Source organism: Mycobacterium sp. NGS57 (assembly GCF_059812405.1).
Window position 1 is genome coordinate 187,297 of the sequence record NZ_JCALCP010000007.1, and the last position, 15,669, is coordinate 202,965.

Below are 15,669 nucleotides of genomic sequence, written 5' to 3' on the forward strand. Positions count from 1 at the left end.
AATCGGTTTAGACTCCGGGCTTGTGACCACCCGGTCGAACGCCTGGGGCGACGAACGTGGTCATCTCCTGCATCAAATCCAGATGCGCTATCAGGCACTCGGCCGCCGGAGGGCGCGGCGGCTGTGTCACCGTTTCGCGCGTGTCGGGGTCTACACCGCGCCCGAGCGGCTGCGGGCGATGTTGGCGGGCGTCCCGGTCGCACGCGACGAAGTCACCGATGTGAACTTCGCGCTGATCGCGATGCAGCTGAACCGGGAGGCGCGCGGCGCGAGGCTCAAGCGCCTGAAGCGGCGCGGCACCCGCTCGTTGATGTTCGTGGGACTGATCCTGGTCGTGCTCAACTTCCTGTTCTGCCTCGCCTACGTCTTGCTGAACCTGGCCCAGCAGGCGACACCTCTGTAGTCAGTCCCCGGCGCGCTCGTTGTGCCGGACCTGGTTGAACGGAACGCCGCGGTCCGCGGCGTATTCGCGCGGGAAGCCCAGGACCCGTTCGCCGATCACGTTGCGCGCCATCTCGTTGCTGCCGCCGCCCAGCGCGACGGTCTGGCGGGACAGGTAGCGCTCCCCCACCTTGAGCAGGTGGTGGTCGTCGTCCACCACGGCGCTGCCGCCGGTGATCTCCATCGCCGTGTCCACTTCCAGGCAGGTGACATCCGAGTGGAACAGCCGGATGATCGAGGCCGCCGCCGGCGGCAGTGCGCCGCTGCGCATCGCGGTCGAGACGTGGTCGACCAGCCGGTCACGGACCATCCGGCGCGCGAAGACCCGGCCCACCCGGTCCTGCGTGGCCGGGTCGTCGGCCCGGCCGGCGCACTCGGCGAGGGCGAAGAAGTCGATCAGCGCGTCCTCGGAGCGTTCGCGGCCCCGGCCGCTGGCGTATTCCGACCCGTGCCCCACCGCGCGCCGCTCGTGATGCAGCAGCCGCGACGCCACCTCCCAGCCCTTGTTGACCTCCCCGACGACGGCCTCGTCGCCCAGCAGCAGCCCGTCGAAGAATTCCTCGCAGAACTCCGTCGACCCGTCGACCTGGCGGATGCGGCGCAGGGTCACCCCCGGGGCGTCGATCGGGGCCAGGAACATCGTTAGCCCCTCGTGCTTGGGCACCGTCCAGTCCGTGCGCGCCAGCAGCAGGCCGTAGTCGGCGGCGAAGGCACTGGTGCTCCAGGTCTTGGCGCCGTTGATGATCCACGCGTCGCCGTCGTGGTCGGCGCGGGTGATCAACCCGGCCAGGTCGGAACCGCCGCTGGGCTCCGACAGCAGCTGGACCAGGACCTCGTCGCCGCGCAGTGCCGCCGAGATGTGCTGCCGTTTCTGGGCTTCCGTGCCGCTGTCGAGCAGGGCCGCGCAGCAGATGGTGAAGGTGGGGACGTTGAGGATCAGCGGCATCTCGTAGCCTGCGGTCTCGTCGTCGAAGGCCTTCTGGTAGGCGGAGTCCAGGCCGAGCCCGCCGTACTCGCGGGGAAAGCAGATCCCGGCGAAACCGCCGGCGTGGAGGCGCGTTTGCAGTTCGCGGGCGCGCTGCCAGGCCGCGTCGTCGCCGCGGTCGCCCAGGAGTGGCCGCGCGGGGTCGACGCGCGGCATGTTCTCGGCAAGCCACGCGCGCGCTCGCGCCGCGAAGGCCTCGACCGACTCGCTCATGCCACCGACCGTTCGCCGCGCAGGCGCGCGTAGATGGCGCGATGGTGTTCGGCGGGCGTGCCGAACATCGAGCGGTACAGCGTGATTCGGCGCAGGAACAGGTGCAGGTCGTGCTCCCAGGTGACGCCGATGCCGCCGTGGAGTTGCACGCACTCGTGGGCGAGCGGAGCGGCGTGCTCGCCGAGGTAGGACTTGGCGGCGCTCACGGTCAGCTGCGCATCCGGCCTGCGCGCGGCGACGTCGGCCACCGCGCCGTAGGTGATTCCGCGGCACGCCTCGAGCCACATCATCATGTCCGCGAGCCGGTGTTTGAGGGCCTGATAGGACGCCAGCGGCCGCCCGAAGCTGTGCCGGTCCAGCGCCCATCGAATGGTCATGCCCAAGACGGTGTCCAGGATGCCGACCAGTTCGGCGCACTGCAGCACCACGGCGATCTGCGCCTGACGCTCGATCAGGGCCGGCGCCTGTGCCGCCGAGCCGACCGCCGCCGACTCGTCGATGTCCACGCCGTCGAAATGCACTCGCGCGTAACGCTTCACGAGATCTAGGGAGCGCTGCGTTGCCACGGTCACGCCGCGCGCGTCCGTGGGCACCAGGAACTGGCGCGGGCCGTCGGGACCGCGCGCCACCACCAGCAACAGCGCGGACTCCGCCCCCGCCTCCACCCGGTCCTTCACGCCGTCGAGGCGGTGCCCGCCGGCCGTGGGCGTGGCCGTGACGGTCGGTTGCTGCGGCGAAAATGGGCGGCCGGGCTCGTCGACCGCCCACGCGCCCACCGCCGCACCCGACATCAGCGACTCGATCGCCCCGGTGTGCCGGTCGCGGTTGTCGGCGTCGACCAGGCCGGCCAGCACGACGCTGACCGGATGCAGTGGACCGGGTGCCACGGTGCGGCCAAGGCTTTCGGCGATCAGTGCCAGGTCGCCCAGACCGTCGCCGGAGACGCTGCCACCGCCGAACTCCTCGGGCACCAGCAGGCTGGCCCAACCCAGCTCGGCCGCCCGTGCCCACCACACGGGATCGAACGAGAGGCCGTCGGCGTGCAAGGCTCGGACGTGGCCGAGCGATGCGTGCTTGTCCAGGAACGCCCGGGCGGTGGAGACGAACAACTCGGTTTCCGGGCTGACCCCGCCCGTGTCACCCATGCGGGTCTTCCTCCTGGATGCCGAACGTGTTGACCGCCATGGCCAGCAAGCGGTAGCCCCCCACCGTGAACACCAGGTCCATGCGCTGGCGGTCGTCGAGGTGACGGCCGAGTTCGGTCCACGTCGCATCCGAAATCGCACTGTGCTCTTCGAGTTCGTCGGCCGCGCGGGCCACCGCCCGGTCGGGCTCTTGAGTCAGCCCGCCGTCCCGAATCGCGTCGATCTCCGCGTCGGTCAGCCCCGCGCGCTGCGCGATCGGCACGTGGTGCGACCACAGGTAGTCGCAGTCGCACCGGTGCACGATGCGCAGCAGCGCAATCTCACGTACCCGCGGCGACAGGGTCGAGTCCCGCAGCAGGTAGGCGTTGAATCGCAGGTAGGCGCGGGTCAGGCCGGGGTGGCGCACCATCGTCGCCAGCACGTTGCCGGCGTCGCGCGCGTTGGCGCGCTCGGGCGGCAGTAGGGCCTTGAGCGCGGCGCGGGCGTCGTCATCCCATTCCTCGTCGGGCAGCGGCGGCAGCCGCATAGGTCGCTCCTCGCGTCGGCGGCTCTACTCGATCGGCTCGTTGCCGAGCACGGTGGTGCGCAGCATCTCCCGCGGCGAGTCCGGGTCATAGGGCGCCGCCCGGTGCAGCACTCCTTGGTTGTCCCAGATGACGGTGTCACCGACCGACCAGTTGTGACGGTACACCTTGTCGGGACTCGTTGAGCGGTCCAACAATTCGGCCAGCAGCGCGCGGCCCTCGTCGAGGTCCATGCCGAGTATGTAGTCCGCGGACGCGCCCAGAACCATCGACTTGCGGCCGTTGCGATGCGTCCACACCAGCGGATGCTCGTGCGTGCGCCGCTGCCGCCAGCGCTGCACCTGCTCCGGCGTGGGGTCGGGGGTGACGCGGCGCTGAGACGCCTCCAGGGAATGCACCACGCGCAGCGCGCCGAACCGGCGCTTCTCCTCGTCGGTCAGTTCCTCGTAGGCCGCGTAGGAATTGGCGAATTCCGTTTCACCGCCGCGGTCGGCGACCGCCACCGCCGACAGCAGCGTGGCCTTCTGCGGGCACTCGTCGTTGACGGGCGTGCATCCGTCGATGTGCCAGTCGAACGTGGCCCGAAGGTAGGCGGCCGAGGAGTTCTTCGACGTGTCGAGGGTGATCGGGTAGATGCCCGCCACCGGATGGTGCCCGTCGGACGAATAGTCCACCTCGCCGAGGCGGCGGCAGAAATCGACCTGCGCCTCGGGCTCGAGACCCAGCCCACGAAAGACCAATACGCCGTTGTCCTCCAACGCCTCCATCACCGCGCCGCCGAGGAGGTCGTCGGAAGCCAACCGGTCGGCGTCGACGCCGACGACTTCGGCGCCGACCGACGAAGTCAGTTTGTTGATCGTGATCAGGCTCATCGCCCGTCCTTTCTGATGGGGGTCACGGCACTGGTTCGCCGACGCGGTCGAGGACGGCGTCGGCGGCGTCGGTGGGTTTGGGCTGGGCGAAGATCTCGACCGCCATCGCGACCATCACCAACGAATAGATCAGGTGCAACAGATGCAAGGCGTCCTCGGGCAGCTCCTCCAGCGGGAACTTGTCGCAGTAGTCGATCGCCTCTTCCAGGCGTGGAAAAAACGCGTCGTGGAATTCCCGCATCTCGGGCATGCTGCTGGCCATCCGTTGGTTCCAGCGCTCGGCTTCGGTTGCCAGGCACCATGTTTCGGCGAACCCTTCGAGCTCGGCGAATGCGCTCGGCAGCAGGGAGTTGGGCATCGCTCACACCCCCGCCGGTTGCAGGTCCCGCTGATACCGATCGACCCAGTCGACGACCTCCTTGTGCAGGTGGCGCACCAGGATCTCCTGGTCGTTGAGCGGGAACTCGTCGACGACGCCGGTTTCCAGGGCCGCCTGGGTGCCGCCGAGCATGCCGGCGTCCTGCAGGGCGAACTCCTTCAGCACCACGGCCGCCACCTCGTGCTCGATGCGCTCCCGCACGGTGCGGGCGGGGTGGAAAGCGGTGTAGGCCTCGAACCGGTGGGTGTTGTGCGACGTCGGCCAGTACCGGTACAGCAGATACCAGCCGCCGTAGATCAGGATCTCCAGGTTGGGGAAGATCTGGAAGTTGCTGATGCCCCAGGGGTCGATGCCGCCGGGGTTGAGCCCGGCGGGCAGTTGGCCGAGATCCGGTGTGCGCCATGGCCCGACGAGCCCGCTGCGGGTGGCCCGCTCGATCGGATACATGTATTCCGGCGCGAGCAGCCAACGGCGGGTGCCCGCGGTGGAGACCACCCGGTGCGGTCCGTCGATCTGGAAGTGGGCGCACTCGAATCCTGCGTTGGGGTCGCGCACTTCCGACGGCACCTGCTGGGGATGCAGCGAGGGGACATGGTAGTACTCCTGGAACGCATCGGCGAAGATCTTCCAGTTGCTGTTGTTCTGCGCCACGAAGTCATAGCGTTCGGTGAGCTTGCCGAACGGGTAGTCGTCGAGCCCGGTGATCATCGGCCCGAGGAAACCCCGCAGGCTCTGGCGCGGTTGCTCGTCGAGGTTGACGAAGATGAACCCGTTCCACACATCGCAGTGCACCGGGCGCAGGCCGTACTCGTCGGTGTTCAGGTCGAAGAACTCCGACGGCTGCTGCACGAAGGTCAGTGCGCCGTTGAGGTCGTAACGCCAGCCGTGGTATTTGCAGGTGAACTGCCGGCAGGTCCCCCTGGTTTCGTCCTGCGGAAAGTCGTTCCACACCAACTTGTTTCCGCGGTGGCGGCAGACGTTGTAGAAGGCGCGGATCACCTCGTCCTTGCCTTTCACCACGATGATCGAGACGCGCGCGGCCTCGATCTCCTTGGTGAAATAGCTGCCGACCTTCGGCAGCTCCTCGACCCGGCCCACGTTGAGCCAGGCCCGCTTGAAGATCGCCTCCCGCTCGAGCTCGTAGAACTCCGGTGACGTCGAATCCCGGAAGGAGATCGGTCCGGTACCCAGCTCCGGGTAGTGCTCAGTCCAGCTGCCCTCCGCCGGCTTAGGCCATCGACCCATCAGAACCTGCCTCTCTGGAATGTATTCCGCGGCTGTTGAAGGATTTTGGTCGCGTTCACATCACGGCCCCGCCGTTGACGCCGAGCACCTGGCCGGTGATGAATCCGGCTTCCTCCGAACACAAGAAGCCCACCGCCGCGGCGATGTCGTCGCCGGTCCCGAGGTGACCCAACGGAATCAGGCTCGCCATCTCCTCGTTGGACCTCAGGTGCCCTTGCGCCTGCGACTCGCGCTGCATCGGCGTCTCGATTCCCGACGGGGGGATGTTGTTCACCGTGATTCCCAGCGGGGCGTATTCGCGCGCCAGCGATTTGGTCAGCGCGATGACCGCGCCCTTGGAGGCCGCGTAGTGCGCCATCCTCGGTGATCCGCGTTGCGCGCTGGACGACGAAATCATCACGACGCGGCCCCATTTGGCGGCGATCATGTCGGGCAGCGCCACCTGGCAGCAATGGAAGGTGCCGGTCAGGTTGACATCGACGATCCGCGACCACGACTCCGGTGTGATGTCGATGAAATCGTCGAAGCCGACCATCCCGGCGCTGGTCACCAGGACGCTCACCGGCCCCAGCTCGCTGCGGACCTTGGCGAAGGCCTCCTCTACCGCGTGCCGGTCGCTGACGTCGGCCGCCACCGCGAGCGCAGTGACCCCCGCCGCGCGCAGGTCCTCGGAAACCCGCTGCGCCGCTTCGCCGTTGAGGTCGAGCACCGCAACCTTAAGCCCGCGCCGGCCCAGCTCGTGGCACGTGGCCTCGCCCATGCCCGACGCACCGCCGGTCACCACCGCGACCCGTGTCATCGCCGTTGTCCCATCGCTGTCCATCCCATCACTCGTAGACCACCGTGACCGAGCGGCTGGTCGGCAACGACTGGCAGGTCAGCACCCAGCCGTCGGCGACCTCGTCCTCGGTCAGTGCGTCATTGTTGATCATTCGCGCGCTGCCCTCGGTCAGCCGGGCCATACACGTTCCGCAGGAGCCGGTTTCGCACGACGACGGTGCCCGCAGGGCCGCCGAGCGTGCGGTCTGCAGCAAGGTCTCGCCGTCGCGGTACTTGACCGTGGTCTTCTGCCGGTCCAAGTGGATGGTCACCTGTTCGGTGACCGACCCCCCGGCCGGGGCCGGGGGTGGCTGCGGAATGTCGAAGCGCTCCAAGTGCACTCGGTCGTGGGGCACGCCGCCGCCCAGCACGGCCGCTTCAGCGACGTTCATGAACGCCGCGGGGCCGCAGATGTAGACGTCGGTGTGGTCGGGCCGCCCCAGGAAGTCGTCGATCTGGGCCGCTTGGACCACGCCGTTGTCGTCGTCGACGTGATGCTCGACCACCAGCCGGTCGGGGTGTCGGTCGGCCAGCCGGGCCAGCGCGTCGGCGAAGATGACCGAATCCCGGCTGCGATTGGCATAGAACAGCCGGACGGTACGGGTCGTGTTCGCCAACGCCCAGCGGAGGAGCGAAAAGACCGGGGTGATGCCGCTGCCGCCGGCGAAGGCCACCAGGTCGCGATCGCCGTCCTGCAGGACGAACCGCCCGGCGGGCGGCTCCACGTGAATTTCGTCGCCGGCCGATGCCGTGTCGTTGATCCAGTTCGACACCACCCCGCCGGCGTCACGTTTGACCGTGATGCGCAGATCCTCCCCGGACACCGGCGTCGACGACATGGAGTAGCAGCGCCGATGTTCCCGACCATTCACCTGAACCCGCAGCGTGAGGAATTGGCCGGCCTGGTAGCAGAACCGGGGCTCGTCCGAGACGGGCACGTCGAACACCAGCGACACGGCGTCGCCGGTTTCCCGCACCACCTGCTTGATGCGCAGGGCCGCGAAACCGTTGACCGCCGAAGCGTCTTGGGAGTCTGGACCTCCACCTGGCTGTCCCATCCGGGCCAGAGTATCAAGCACTTGTCATGATTATCAAGTACTTGACATATGCTAGTGCGCGGCGGTGTCCAGACTGGGTTCGCCGTATCGCGCGCGCAGCTCTGCCCACGGGTCGGCGTACTCGCCGGGCCGATCGCGATAGGCGGAGCGGCGGTTGAGAGCAGTTCGTACCAGCGGGGCGGCGAGCCGCATCGGATAGCGCTTCCACCCCGCGTGCACGCGCATCTCCTCGAGCATGTCCGGCCACGAATGGCGCTGAAACGACAGGGCCTCCTGGGCCCGGGTGACGTCCATCCAGCAGTTGAGGAACCAGTCGTCGTCGCTGTCGGGGTTCCCGGGCCGCGCGCACGTCGCCTTGCTCAGTCCCCGGAGCCCGCGCGCGTCCCCCGGACCCTCTGTCGTGTCTCGCTGCGTCAACAGGTGTGATTCGTCGCCGGCGATCAGCAGGGTTTCCCCGACGACGTCCGCGGTCGTGGCGGCCGCCAGCGCGACCGCGACGTCGCGGGAGTCGACGGAGTGCACCCGTTCATCCATCGGCAGCAGGCTTCCGAAAAACGCGATGTCGGCGTCGAAGTGCTCTTCAGCCGGGTCGACGGTGAACACCGCACCGAGCCGCAGGATCACCCAGTCCAGGCCCGACGCCCGCACCGCCCGCTCGGCTTCGAGCTTGTGCCCGCCGTACAGGTCGCACGGCCGGGTCGGCGTGTCGGGGCGGCAAAGCGCCGGGTACCGGTGCGGGTTGGGCGCGCCGTACACAGCCGAACTCGACGCGTGCACGAACCGCGGCGGATCCGGCAGGGATGCGGCGCAGCTCACCAGGACCGCGGTCGCGTCGACGTTGACCCTGCGGGCGAAGGCGGCGTCGCGATATATCCCGGGCGGGATGACGGCCGCGAGGTGAATGATCGCGGTAGGCGCCACCTCGGCGACCACCCGCTGAATGTCGGCGGGATCGGCGAGATCGGCCCAGCGACGGTCCACGCCGGCCGGGAGCCGTTGCGCGGCTTTGCGATTCGCCGGGCTGTCGCGCCCGGTCGCGATCACCCGCCGGCCGTCGGCCGCCAAGCGCTTCACCATCGCCGACCCCACCAGGCCGAACGCGCCGGTGACCAATACCGTTTCGGACATACTTGGCGCCAATCAGGATTCGGTGCGCTCGCTGAGCAACGTGTGCCCGGTGCCTTTCTCGACGACGCGGGCGAGCAGGTCGTGCAGCAGCTGCTGTTCATCGCCGGTCAGCACCCCGAACACGCTCTCGTGCGCGGCGATCGCGTCGGCCAGAACCGCCGCAGTCACAGCACGGCCCTCGTCGGTGAGGTACGCCTGCATGATCCGGCCGTGCTGCGGGTTCTGCTTGCGCTCCACCAGACCGCGGCCCTCGAGCGCGGACAGCGCCAGCTGCACGCCTTGCGGGCTGATCAACAGCCGCCGGGCCAGTTCGGCGCCCGACAGGCCGGGGTCGTCGGCGAGCTGACGCATCAGGCCGATCTGTGCGGTCGTGACACCATGGCCGCTGATGGCCTCGTTCACCGTGGTCAGCGAAAAGTGGAAGGCCTGCTTGAGCAGCCACAGAATTTTGTCGCTGAGCGCTGTGCCCCCCGCGGCCGTCACAGGCCCTGCTTCGGGATCCGTTGCACCAGGCCGTCTTTCATCACGAACCGCACGTCAAGGGTGGTCGCGATGTCCCGGGAGGGATCCCCCGGCACCGCGATGATGTCGGCAAGGTAGCCGGGGGCCAGGCGTCCCAGCTCGTGTTCGGCTTCGATCAGCTCGGCGCTGGTCACCGTCGCCGCGCGGATCGCCTGCATCGGCGTCATGCCGCGATCCACCAGCGCGCACAACTCCTTGGCGTTCTGCCCGTGCGGGATGGCCGGCGCGTCGGTGCCGCAGGCGATGCGCACGCCCGCGGCAATCGCCTTGGGCAACATCGACTTTGCCCGCGGGAACACCTCGTTGGCCTTCTTGCGCAATTCGGGTGCGATCCGGTCGACCGCCATCGCCTCGGTCAGATAGGTCGTCGACACCAGGAAGGTGCCGTGGTCGACCATCATCTGGATCGTCTCGTCGGTGGCCAGAAAGCCGTGTTCGATGCAGTCGATGCCCGCCCTGATGCAGGCGCGGATGGCGGTGTCGCCGACGGCGTGCGCGGCGACACGGACGCCCGCGCGGTGCGCCTCGTCGGCGATGGCGGCGAACTCCTCGTCGGAGTACTGCTGGGCGCCCGGCGCCGTGCTGTGTGACATCACGCCGCCCGACGCCGACACCTTGATCAGCTTGGCGCCATGGCGAATCTGGTAGCGCACGCACGCGCGGACGTCGGGAACGCCGTTGGCGATGCCCTCGGCCACACTCAGCGGCATGATGCCCGGGGCCAGCCTTTGGAAGACCGTCGGATCCAGGTGCCCGCCGTAGGGCGTGACGGCGTGCCCGGCGGGCACGATCCGCGGCCCGGCGTGCCAGCCCTGGTCGATCGCGCGCTGCAGTGCCACGTCCAACAGGTAGCCGCCGGTCTTGACCATCAGGCCGAGGTTGCGCACCGTGGTGAAGCCGGCGTCGAGGGTGGTGCGGGCGTTGACGGCGCCGCGCAGCGTGCGGTATGCCGGATCGTCCTGCACACCGTGCATCGGGCTGGGCAGACCCTCCGGCCCGCCGGGGCCGCCGATGAGCAGGTTGAGTTCCATGTCCATCAGACCCGGCAGCAGCGTCACGTCGCCGAGGTCGATCTCCGTTGCCGAATCCGGTTGTGGCTCAACGGGATTGACGGCGCTGATCCGGTCGCCCTCGACGACCAGGACGGCCGGCGAGCGGACCTCGCCGGCGTCGACGTCGGCCCACCGCGAGGCCTTCAGGACAACGGTCACGGGACGGGTTCGGAGAGGCAGTCGATGCTGGAGGCGCCCGAGTCGGGCACCCGCGGCTGTTTCCAGCATTCCACCGGGAAGGACACCATGATCATCGAATACAGCAGGTGCATCAGGTTGGTGACGTCGTCGGGCAGGTCATCCAGCGGGAACTTGTCGCAGTAGGCGATGGCTTCCTCGGCCCGCGGGGTGATGGCGTCGTAGAACGCCTGCATCTCGGCCACCGAGCTGTTCAGCCGCTTCTCGTAGCGCTGCGGTTCGCTGTCCAGACACCAGGCCGAAAACGGTTCCAAGTCCGCGAATTCGGTTGGCAGCTTGGCGGTCACGGCTACACCCCCGCCGTCTGGCTCTGGTAGTCGGCGATCCAGCCGGCGGTCTCCTTGTGCAGGTGGCGGATCAGTACTTCCTGGTCGTTGAGCAGGAATTCGCGCACCACGCCGGACTCGACCATGCCCTGGGTCGCCTCCAGGGTGTTGGCGTCCTGCAGTCCGTATTCCTTGAACGTCACCGCGGCCAGTTCCTGGGCAATCCGTTCACGCGGGGTGCGCGGCTGCGGGAAATACAGCGTTCCCTCGAACACGTGGGTGTTGTACGACGTCGGCCAGTAGTGGTAGGTCAGGTACCAGCCCTGGCCCCAGAACAGGATGACGAAGTTGGGGAACAGCTGAAACGAGTCCAGGCCCCACGGGTCACACTTGGCCGGGTTCAACCCCGAAGGCATCTCGCCGAGATCCTGCTTGTCCCAAGGCCCGAACAATCCGCTCTGGCAGATGTCCTCCATGGGCTTGCGCATCTCGGCGTCCATTTCCCAGGCCCGGATCCCCGAGGTACTGACCAGGCGGTGCGGGCCCTCGATGCGATAGTGCGGCGCCTCGAAGCCGGCTTCGGCCGCGGCCTTGGAATAGGTGGTCGGCGACTGGTTCGCGTGCAACACCGGTGCGTGGTAGAACTCCTGGAACGCGTCCATGTAGAGCTTCCAATTGGCGTTCACCTCTGACCGGTAATACCAGCGGGATGTCAGCCGGTCGAAGGGATAGCCCTCCAAGTCCGTGATCATCGGCCCGAGGAATTCCCGCAGCGACTGCTCGGGTTGGGGGGCGAAGTTGACGAAGATAAACCCCTCCCACACGTCACAATGCACCGGCACCAGGCCGTAGCGGCTCTTGTCGAGATCGAAGAACTCGCTCTCCTGCTGCACGTGGGTCAGCTTGCCGTCCAGGTCGTAGCGCCAGGCGTGGTATTTGCAGGTGAACTGGCGGCACACGCCGCTGGTCTCCTCGAGCGGCATGTCGTTCCACACCAGCTTGTTGCCGCGGTGCCGGCAGATGTTGTGGAACGCGTTGACCTTGCCCTGTGCGTTGCGCACCACGATGATCGACGTGTTGACGACCTTGAGTTCCTTGGTGAAATAGCTGCCCTTGCGTGGAATGCTTTCCACGCGGCCGACATTCAGCCACGCGCGCTTGAAGATCGCCGCGCGCTCCAACTCGTAGACCCCAGGGCTGATCGAATCCTGATACGACACCGGTCCGGTGCCCAGCTCGGGGTAATGCTGTGTCCAGCTGCCTTCGGGCGGCTTAGGGAAGCGGGCCATATCTGCCGACCGTATATGCTCGACATCACAATCGCAAGTAGTTGATATTGCCAGTTCGACCCACGTCCGAGGAGGACCTGCAGTGCGCCGACACGACGCCCTATTCATCGGTGGGACATGGTCCTCACCCGGCACCGGCGACACCATCGAGATAATTTCGCCGCATACCGAATCGCCCATCGCCCGGGTGGCCGCGGCCGGCCCCGCCGACGTGGACGCCGCCGTCGCGAGCGCGCGCACCGCGTTCGACGAGGGACCGTGGCCGCGCCTGGACCCCGCCGAGCGCATCGCGGCCGTGCGCCGGCTCGCGAAACTCTATGGGGCGCAACGCACCCAGATGGCCGAGCTGATCACCGCCGAAATCGGCGCCCCCACCGCCTTTGCCCAGCGCGCTCAAGTCGGCCTGCCGGCCATGATGATGGGCGCGTTCTGTGACCTCGCCGAAGGTTTCCCGTGGCGGGAGACGCGGCCGGGTTTCTACGGATCCGACCTCGACATCCGCCGCGAACCCGTCGGCGTCGTCGCGGCGATCGTCCCGTGGAACATGCCGCAGTTCCTCATCGTCACCAAGCTGATCCCGGCGCTGCTGGCCGGATGCTGCGTCGTCGTCAAGCCCGCCCCGGAATCCCCACTCGACGCGCTGTTGCTCGCCGAGCTGCTCGAAGAGGCCCAGCTGCCCGCCGGTGTGGTGAGCGTGCTGCCCGGCGACGCGGCCGTCGGTGAGCAGTTGATCCGCCACCGTGGCGTGGACAAGGTGTCGTTCACCGGCTCGACCAACGCCGGCAAGGCCGTCGCCGCGGCGTGTGCGGCCGACCTCAAGCGGGTCAGCCTGGAACTCGGGGGCAAGTCCGCGGCGATCGTGCTCGACGACGCCGATCCCGCCGCGGTCGCGACCGCCATCCGGTCGGCGAGCCTGTCCAACTGCGGCCAGATCTGCAACGCACTGACCCGAATCCTGCTGCCCGCCAACCGAAGCGGGGAGTTCGTCGACGCGTTGGCGGCCGAGATGCAGGCGCTGCGCATCGGCGATCCGGCCGACCCGGAGACACAGCTGGGGCCGCTGGTCGCGCGCCGCCAGCAGGAGCGCGTCCGCAACTACATCACCGAGGGACAGCGGGAAGGCGCTCGCCTCGTCACCGGAGGCGCCGAACAACCCGCCGGCATGGACAGCGGCTGGTATGTGAAACCGACACTGTTCGCCGATGCCGACAACACCATGCGCATCGCCCGCGAGGAGATCTTCGGCCCGGTGCTGACCGCCATCGCCTACCGCGACGAGGACGAGGCCGTCGCGATCGCCAACGACTCCGACTACGGGCTGGCCGGATCGGTGTTCACCGCCGATCACGGCCGCGGGGTCGGCATCGCGGGCCGGGTGCGCACCGGGACCTTCGGGGTCAACCAGGGCTACACCATGGACCCCTTCGCCCCGTTCGGTGGGGTGAAGGGCAGCGGCTACGGGCGCGAGCTCGGCGCCGAGGGGATCGACGGCTACACGGTCCTCAAGTCGATCTCCGGGGCGGCGACACAGTAACGCTCAGCGGGGGGCGACGATCCCGGTGTCGTAGGCGTAGACAATCGCCGCGGCCCGGTCCCGCAGGTCGAGCTTGCCGAATATCCGGCCGATGTGACTTTTGACGGTGACGCCGGAGATGCAGAGCTCGTCGGCGATTTCGCTGTTGGACAAGCCCTTTCCGATCAGCGTCAGCACGTCGAGTTCGCGGGTGGTGAGGTGGGCGGTCTCGTTGCCGCGCTTGTCCCGGGAACCGTCGGCGGCCTTGCGATAGGTGGTCAGCACGCGCGCGGTGACCGCGGGGTCCAGATAGCTGTCGCCCCGGGCGACCGCCCGCACCGCGCGGATCAACTCCTCGGCCGAGGAGTCCTTGAGCACGAATCCGGCGGCGCCGGCCCGCAAGGCGCCCGAGAGCAGCTCGTCCTCGTTGAACGTCGTCAGCGCCAGCACCGGCGGTCCCCCGGTCAGCCTGCGCGTCGCCTCGATCCCGTCGACCCGCCGCATCCGCAGGTCCATCACGACCACGTCGGGTCGGTGCGCCGCCACCGCCGCGGGTACCTCGTCGCCGTCGGCGCACTCGGCGACGACGACGAAACCGTCCTTGCGGCGCAGGATCCGGCGCAGCCCGGACCGCACCAGGTCCTGGTCGTCGACCAGCAGCACGGCGATCTCGGCGGCTTGGTCGATCACGGCTTGCACCACGGCAGCCGGCGGCCCGGGTCCCCCTCGCCGAGGGGGATCTCCACCCGCACCGACCATCCGTCGGGACTCGGCCCCACGTCGATGATCCCGCCCAGCAACTCCACCCGTTGCCGCATGCCGCGCACGCCCCGGCCCTCCGCAGTTGGCGCCGCGGCCACCGCGGCCGGCAGCCGACTGCGGATGGCCAGCCGCACCGTCGCGGCGTAGATCTCCACCGCCACAGTCGATGTGGAATCCGGCGCGTGCTTGGCGACATTCGCCAGCGACTCTTGAGTGATGCGATACAGCGCAAGGCCGACCGCAGCCGAGACGCGTTCGGCGGGTCCGTCGCTGCGCAGGGAGACGTCCAGCCCGGCGCGGTCGAAATCTGCTACCAGAACGCCGATGTCGTCGATACCCGGTTCGGGTGCGAGGTGCGCGGCCGTTGGCTGCGCATTGTCGAGGAGCCCGACCGTACGACGGATGTCGGCCATCGCCTGACGGCCCAGCCGCTCGGCCTGTTCGAGCGCCTCGACCGCGTCGTCGACGTCGCGGTCCTGCTGCAGCGCCCGCCGGGCGCCGGTAAGGTGCAGCAGCGTGATGCTCAGCGAGTGGGCGATGACGTCGTGCACTTCGCGGGCGATGCGTCGCCGCTCGTCGGCGGCGGCGTGCTCGGCCAGCGCTTCCTGCGCTCGCCGTTGTTCGACCAGCAACACCTGCTGGGTGTTCAGCAGGTAGCCGACCAGCCAGCCGACCGCCGCCATGCCGACATATAGCGCGACCGCGTCCAGGCGGTGCAGCGAAGCGGCCGCAAGCATGAGCGCGGCCGCCGACACGGTCGCGAAAAACCCTGCCATGGCATTGGTCTGGGCGCCGACTACCCCGATCATCAGCACCAGGAGCATCGGCGCGCAATCGGCGGGAATGGGAGTCGACGTCGCGAACAACATCACCGCGGTGGCCGCCCACCAGCAGCCCCAAATCAACGCGGGGCTGAACTTCATGTTGAACAGGAAAAACAGGATCAGCGGCGAGACCGCGATCAGGGACGCCGCCAGCGCGGCGGGCAGGTCGGCGGCGGGCCGCTGCAGAGTCGAGAGCACCCCGCCGATGACCACGAGCAGATCGGTCGTGATCACGAACGACCATGGCATCTCCAGCGGAATCAGCTCACCCCGTTGACGAAGCCGTTTCCTCACGTAGCCCATAGCGGCACCCGACATCGCCCAATCCTAGAAGAGTTGCCGGCCCGCTCACATCGTGCTGCGGTCGGCACCGGTCTCCGCCCGTGGTAGGAGACGAAAACCGAACTCCGGCACGACGCGCGCACAGGGTGCGC

17 protein-coding genes are annotated in these 15,669 nt (G+C 68.3%); 2 read left to right on the plus strand and 15 right to left on the minus strand.

The window, feature by feature from the left end:
• The first annotated feature begins 22 nt into the window (after nucleotides 1-22).
• The gene (locus AC5Y43_RS15250) at nucleotides 23-403 is read left to right on the plus strand and encodes a hypothetical protein (protein WP_499973763.1); all 381 of its coding nucleotides are present in this window, start codon (nucleotides 23-25) and stop codon (nucleotides 401-403) included.
• Here the strand turns inward: AC5Y43_RS15250 and AC5Y43_RS15255 are convergent, their stop codons facing one another.
• From AC5Y43_RS15255 to AC5Y43_RS15315, 13 genes are read right to left on the minus strand one after another with little or no spacing between them, the layout of a single operon-like run.
• The gene (locus AC5Y43_RS15255; RefSeq protein WP_499973764.1) at nucleotides 404-1,639 is read right to left on the minus strand and encodes an acyl-CoA dehydrogenase family protein; all 1,236 of its coding nucleotides are present in this window, start codon (nucleotides 1,637-1,639) and stop codon (nucleotides 404-406) included.
• The gene (locus AC5Y43_RS15260; protein WP_499973766.1) at nucleotides 1,636-2,784 is read right to left on the minus strand and encodes an acyl-CoA dehydrogenase family protein; all 1,149 of its coding nucleotides are present in this window, start codon (nucleotides 2,782-2,784) and stop codon (nucleotides 1,636-1,638) included. Before AC5Y43_RS15260 ends, AC5Y43_RS15255 begins: the two co-directional genes overlap by 4 nt.
• Complete coding sequence (locus AC5Y43_RS15265; RefSeq protein WP_499973767.1) at nucleotides 2,777-3,310, minus strand: carboxymuconolactone decarboxylase family protein; 534 nt, start codon at nucleotides 3,308-3,310, stop codon at nucleotides 2,777-2,779. Before AC5Y43_RS15265 ends, AC5Y43_RS15260 begins: the two co-directional genes overlap by 8 nt.
• A gap of 24 nt (nucleotides 3,311-3,334) precedes the next feature.
• Nucleotides 3,335-4,180 carry a TauD/TfdA dioxygenase family protein gene (locus tag AC5Y43_RS15270; RefSeq protein ID WP_499973768.1) on the minus strand — a complete coding sequence of 282 codons (846 nt, stop codon included), beginning with the start codon at nucleotides 4,178-4,180 and terminating at the stop codon, nucleotides 3,335-3,337.
• A 22-nt stretch (nucleotides 4,181-4,202) separates the two neighbouring features.
• On the minus strand, nucleotides 4,203-4,538 hold the full coding sequence (locus tag AC5Y43_RS15275) for a hypothetical protein (RefSeq protein ID WP_499973770.1): 336 nt from the start codon (nucleotides 4,536-4,538) through the stop codon (nucleotides 4,203-4,205).
• Between the two features lie 3 nt (nucleotides 4,539-4,541).
• Nucleotides 4,542-5,804, minus strand: a complete 1,263-nt coding sequence (locus tag AC5Y43_RS15280) for an aromatic ring-hydroxylating oxygenase subunit alpha (protein WP_499973771.1) — start codon at nucleotides 5,802-5,804, stop codon at nucleotides 4,542-4,544.
• Nucleotides 5,805-5,859: 55 nt separating this feature from the next.
• Complete coding sequence (locus tag AC5Y43_RS15285) at nucleotides 5,860-6,603, minus strand: SDR family NAD(P)-dependent oxidoreductase (RefSeq protein ID WP_499973773.1); 744 nt, start codon at nucleotides 6,601-6,603, stop codon at nucleotides 5,860-5,862.
• A 28-nt stretch (nucleotides 6,604-6,631) separates the two neighbouring features.
• Nucleotides 6,632-7,681 (minus strand): 2Fe-2S iron-sulfur cluster-binding protein, encoded by a 1,050-nt coding sequence (locus AC5Y43_RS15290; RefSeq protein WP_499973774.1) that lies wholly within the window; start codon nucleotides 7,679-7,681, stop codon nucleotides 6,632-6,634.
• A 51-nt stretch (nucleotides 7,682-7,732) separates the two neighbouring features.
• Complete coding sequence (locus tag AC5Y43_RS15295; RefSeq protein ID WP_499973776.1) at nucleotides 7,733-8,809, minus strand: NAD-dependent epimerase/dehydratase family protein; 1,077 nt, start codon at nucleotides 8,807-8,809, stop codon at nucleotides 7,733-7,735.
• Nucleotides 8,810-8,821: 12 nt separating this feature from the next.
• Nucleotides 8,822-9,292 carry a MarR family winged helix-turn-helix transcriptional regulator gene (locus AC5Y43_RS15300; RefSeq protein ID WP_499973778.1) on the minus strand — a complete coding sequence of 157 codons (471 nt, stop codon included), beginning with the start codon at nucleotides 9,290-9,292 and terminating at the stop codon, nucleotides 8,822-8,824.
• A complete protein-coding gene (locus AC5Y43_RS15305) occupies nucleotides 9,289-10,542 on the minus strand; it encodes a metal-dependent hydrolase family protein (RefSeq protein WP_499973780.1) in 1,254 nt (417 codons plus the stop codon). Before AC5Y43_RS15305 ends, AC5Y43_RS15300 begins: the two co-directional genes overlap by 4 nt.
• Complete coding sequence (locus tag AC5Y43_RS15310) at nucleotides 10,539-10,868, minus strand: hypothetical protein (protein ID WP_499973781.1); 330 nt, start codon at nucleotides 10,866-10,868, stop codon at nucleotides 10,539-10,541. Before AC5Y43_RS15310 ends, AC5Y43_RS15305 begins: the two co-directional genes overlap by 4 nt.
• A 2-nt stretch (nucleotides 10,869-10,870) precedes the next feature.
• Entirely contained in the window at nucleotides 10,871-12,136 is a 1,266-nt protein-coding gene (locus tag AC5Y43_RS15315; RefSeq protein WP_499973783.1) for an aromatic ring-hydroxylating oxygenase subunit alpha, read from the minus strand.
• A gap of 82 nt (nucleotides 12,137-12,218) precedes the next feature.
• On the opposite strand from AC5Y43_RS15315, the gene AC5Y43_RS15320 reads away from it, so the two are divergent.
• On the plus strand, nucleotides 12,219-13,670 hold the full coding sequence (locus tag AC5Y43_RS15320; protein ID WP_499973785.1) for an aldehyde dehydrogenase: 1,452 nt from the start codon (nucleotides 12,219-12,221) through the stop codon (nucleotides 13,668-13,670).
• Nucleotides 13,671-13,673: 3 nt separating this feature from the next.
• Here AC5Y43_RS15320 and AC5Y43_RS15325 read toward each other — a convergent pair whose 3' ends face one another.
• Entirely contained in the window at nucleotides 13,674-14,339 is a 666-nt protein-coding gene (locus tag AC5Y43_RS15325) for a response regulator transcription factor (protein ID WP_499973787.1), read from the minus strand.
• Entirely contained in the window at nucleotides 14,336-15,553 is a 1,218-nt protein-coding gene (locus tag AC5Y43_RS15330) for a sensor histidine kinase (RefSeq protein WP_499973789.1), read from the minus strand. Before AC5Y43_RS15330 ends, AC5Y43_RS15325 begins: the two co-directional genes overlap by 4 nt.
• Nucleotides 15,554-15,669: the final 116 nt, after the last annotated feature.